Source organism: Kitasatospora sp. NPDC091257 (assembly GCF_044757675.1).
Classification (GTDB): Bacteria; Actinomycetota; Actinomycetes; order Streptomycetales; family Streptomycetaceae; genus Kitasatospora; species Kitasatospora lactacystinica.
The window spans coordinates 1-3,683 of record NZ_JBIVVI010000935.1; the positions used below are offsets into that span (position 1 = coordinate 1).

At 75.8% G+C, this 3,683-nt stretch carries 2 protein-coding genes and 1 pseudogene; 2 read left to right on the top strand and 1 reads right to left on the bottom strand.

What is annotated here, in order from left to right; translation table 11 throughout:
• Positions 1–55 precede the first annotated feature (55 nt).
• Positions 56–1,792, bottom strand: a complete 1,737-nt coding sequence (locus ACIQOV_RS32320; RefSeq protein ID WP_401054258.1) for an amidase — start codon at positions 1,790–1,792, stop codon at positions 56–58.
• Positions 1,793–2,009: 217 nt separating this feature from the next.
• On the opposite strand from ACIQOV_RS32320, the gene ACIQOV_RS32325 reads away from it, so the two are divergent.
• Together ACIQOV_RS32325 and ACIQOV_RS32330 are read left to right on the top strand one after the other, a co-directional pair.
• Positions 2,010–3,011, top strand: a complete 1,002-nt coding sequence (locus ACIQOV_RS32325) for a LacI family DNA-binding transcriptional regulator (protein WP_401054260.1) — start codon at positions 2,010–2,012, stop codon at positions 3,009–3,011.
• A pseudogene (locus tag ACIQOV_RS32330) lies at positions 2,903–3,615 on the top strand (ATP-binding cassette domain-containing protein). Before ACIQOV_RS32325 ends, ACIQOV_RS32330 begins: the two are co-directional and overlap by 109 nt.
• The last annotated feature ends 68 nt before the right edge of the window (positions 3,616–3,683 follow it).

The window sequence follows — 3,683 nt, forward strand, 5'->3', positions numbered from 1 at the left end:
TCCGAACTCCTGGAAACCGTCGGCTCCGACGCCCTGTTCCGGGTGCCGGCCGTCCTCAGCTCGCCGACAGGCGCGGGGTGCGCGGTGGCTCCGTCCGGCGGCTGCCGGTCGCCTCGAAGGCGGCGGCGAGGGCCAGCAGAGCGTTGTCGTCGTAGGCGCGGCCCGCGAAGGTCAGGCCGACCGGCATGCCGGCGTCCGCCATGGTGCCCATGGGGACGGTGACCGTCGGGATGCCGAGGTGGCGGGGGACGAGGTTGCCGTTGGCGACCCAGACGCCGTTGCGCCAGCCGAGGTCGGCGGACGCCTCGGAGACGTCCATGTCGGCGGGCGCCACGTCGGCGACGGCGGGGAACACCACCGCGTCCAGGCCCAGTCCGTCCATCCACAGCTCCAGGTCGACCCGGCGGGTCTCCTCCAGCCCGCGCAGCCCCTGCTCCAGGTGCGGCATGTCGGTGAAGGACGCGTACGGGCGCTCCCGCACGAAGCGCGGGTAGTCGCCGACCGAGTCCTCGAAGTTGTCGTAGCGGTCCGGGAGTTCACCCTCGTGCTTGGGGAAGATGCGGTCGCCGTCGACCTCGGCCAGGGTGGCCAGCGCCGGGTCGCCGTTGGCGCGCAGGAAGTCGTCCCAGGCCCAGGCGGAGAGGTCCTCGATCTCCACGGTGAGGTAGTCGCGGCCGACCAGGCCGCGGGTGAACAGCGAGGGCGCGCCGGGGCGGTCGGACTCGTAGTTGGTCACGACCGGGAAGTCGACCTCGACGACCTCGGCGCCGGCCGCCTCCAGGTCGCGGCGGGCGGCGTCCCACAGGTCGATCACCGAGGGGCGGGTGTCGATCGGCCGGCCGGTCTGGCCGCCGATGCCGCCCTCGGGGTTGGTGCCGGCGTCGGGGTCGGCGTTGATGTACATCCGGGGGACGCCGACGCGCTTGCCGGCCAGCGCGGCGCGCGCCGCCGCCGGGTCGGCGGGTGCGAGCTCCGGGTACGAGGCGGGGCGCACCTGCGAGGCGGCGGGCAGCTCCACCCAGGGCTGGGCGCGCCAGAGGTCGCCGCGGGTCTCCGGGTCGTCGCCGACCACGACGTCGAGCAGTTCGAGCAGGTCGGCCATGGTGCGGGTGTGCGGGACGACGACATCCATGGTCGGGACGAGCGGCCAGTTGCCGCGCACCGAGATGACGCCGCGGCTGGGCGTGTAGGCGCACAGCGCGTTGTTGGAGGCGGGGGCCCGGCCCGAGGACCAGGTCTCCTCGCCGAGGCCGAAGGCGCCGAACGAGGCGGCCGTGGCGGTGCCGGAGCCGTTGGAGGAGCCGGAGCCGTAGGCGCTGGTGAGCCAGTCGGCGCTGTACGGGCTCTCCGCGCGGCCGTACACGCCGCGCTGCATGCCGCCGTTGGCCATCGGCGGCATGTTGGTGAGGCCGATGAGCACGGCCCCGCCGGCGCGCAGCCGCTCGATGGCGAAGGCGTCGCGCTGGGCCACGAGGTGCTCGAAGGCCGGAGAGCCGGCCGCGGCGGTCAGGCCCTTGGCGAGGTAGCTGTCCTTGGCGGTGTACGGGATGCCGTCCAGCGGGCCGAGGGTCTCGCCGCGCGCGCGGCGGGCGTCGGAGGCCTCGGCCTCGGCGCGGGCGTCCGGGTTCATCACGACCATCGCGTTGAGCGCGGTGGCGGTGCCCGGCCGGTCGTACGCCTCGATCCGCGCGAGGTAGGCGTCGAGCAGGCCGACCGCGGTGGCATCGCCCTTCTCCAGCGCCGCGCGCAGCTCGGCGATACCGGTCTCCACAACATCGAATCCGCGCGTCATGCGGGTGTCTCCTGGATGGGTCGGGTCGGGGTGTGCGAACCGCCGGTCGGACGGTCCGCGGTCGGCGTGCGTCCGGTCGTACGGCCGGGTGCAGAGGTCGGCAGCTGGTGCTGGAACGTTCCAGCATCAGCGCACTTTACGTACTGCTGGAACGTTCCAGCAAGGTGGTGGGAGCCGGAATGAAGATCGGTGCGGGCTGGGTCTAGACTTCCGGGCTGTGACCAGCCGCTCCGTGACCCTGATCGACGTGGCCCGGGCGGCCGGGGTGTCCAAGAGCACCGCCTCCAACGCGCTGGGCGGCTCCGGCCGCGTCGCCGAGGCCACCCGGGAGCGGATCCGGGAGGTGGCCCGGGAGCTCGGCTACCGGCCGAACAGCGCGGCGCGCAGCCTTCGCCGATCCAGCACGGGCGCGATCGGACTGCACCTGCCGCGCACGGCGACCCGCCTGGACTACTACATGAACCTGGCGTTCGGCGCCGTCGAACGGGCCAGGGAGGACGGTCTGGACCTCGTGCTCCTGGCCCCCGGCACGGCATCCGGCGGCGGGCTCGCCTCCCGGGTCGACGGCCTGCTGGTGATCGACCCCGAGCTCGACGACCAGGCCGTGCCGGACCTGCTGAACGCGGGCGTGCCGGTCGTCACCGGCGAGCGCCACCTCGGCGGGGGAGCCGCGCCGAGCGGCGCGGTGGTGTGCGACAACGCGGCGTCGCTGCTCGCCCTGCTGGACCACCTCGCCGAGCGCGGCGCCCGCCGCCCGGCGCTGCTGGTGCCCGGCCCGGCCTCGGACTGGGCGGCGGCGCTGCGGGACGCCGCGCGGACCTGGAGCCGCCGGGAGGGCGCCGAGGTGGTCGTGCGGCCGGTGCCGTTCGCGGCGACCCCGGCCGAAGTCGAGGCGATCACCACGGACCTGCTCGCCGGCGTCCCCGGCCTGGACGCGGTGATCAGCGCCCCCGACGGGGCGGTGGCCGGGGTGCTCGCGGCCGCGGCGCGGGCCGGCCTGCGCCCGGGGAACGACCTGCTGGTGGCGGCGTGTGTCGACGGCGCCGCCGCACGCGGATCCAGCCCGCAGGTGACGGCGGTCGACCTGCGGCCCGCGGACTACGGCCGGGCCTGCGCGGCCCTTCTCGGCGACCTGCTGGCCGGGACGGTCGAGCCCGGCACCGTCCGTCGCCACGACTGGACGCTGAACGTCCGGGCGTCCACGGCCGGCCGGGCCTGACACCGGGTCACGCGTTCCTTCGAGCCTCGGGTGCGGGGCACGGGCGGGCACGGGCCGGAGCGGGAGAGGGCCTGATCGAGGTGCCCGAGCCCAGCTCGGTGGTGTTCCAGGACGCCCGGCTGCTGCCCTGGAGCCGGGTCCTCGACAACATCGCCCTCGCACTGCCCGGCCCGCGCGCCGCCGCCCGCGAACTCGGGCGCGCGGCACTGGCGAGGTGGGCCTTGCCGACAAGGAGAACGCGTGGCCCGCCACCCTGTCCGGCGGCGAGGCCGCCCGGGTCGCCCTCGCCCGGGCGCTCGTGCGCGAGCCCCGGCTCCTGCTGCTCGACGAGCCGTTCGGCGCCCTCGACGCGCTCACCCGCATGCGCATGCACGGCCTCCTGCGCGACCTGTGCGCCCGTCACCGCCCCGCCGTCCTGCTGGTCACCCACGACGTGGACGAAGCCCTGCTCCTCGCCGACCGCCTCCTCGTCGTCGACGGCCGTTTCTCCCTCGACCTGCGCCCGACCGTCCCCGCCGGCCCCGACCGCCGCCACCCCTCCTTCGCCGACCTGCGGGACCGCCTCCTCCTGGCCCTCGGCGTCCCGGAGGACGCCCGCGCCTGACCGCCTCCGGTGGTGCCCCGGCCCGATGGTGCCCCGGCCCGATGGTGCCCCGGCCCGGCGGGGCCCGG

What these genes read in the sequence shown, in the direction of transcription:
- ACIQOV_RS32320 (WP_401054258.1), bottom strand. Translation starts at nt 1,792, where the DNA reads ATGACGCGCGGATTCGATGTTGTGGAGACCGGTATCGCCGAGCTGCGC.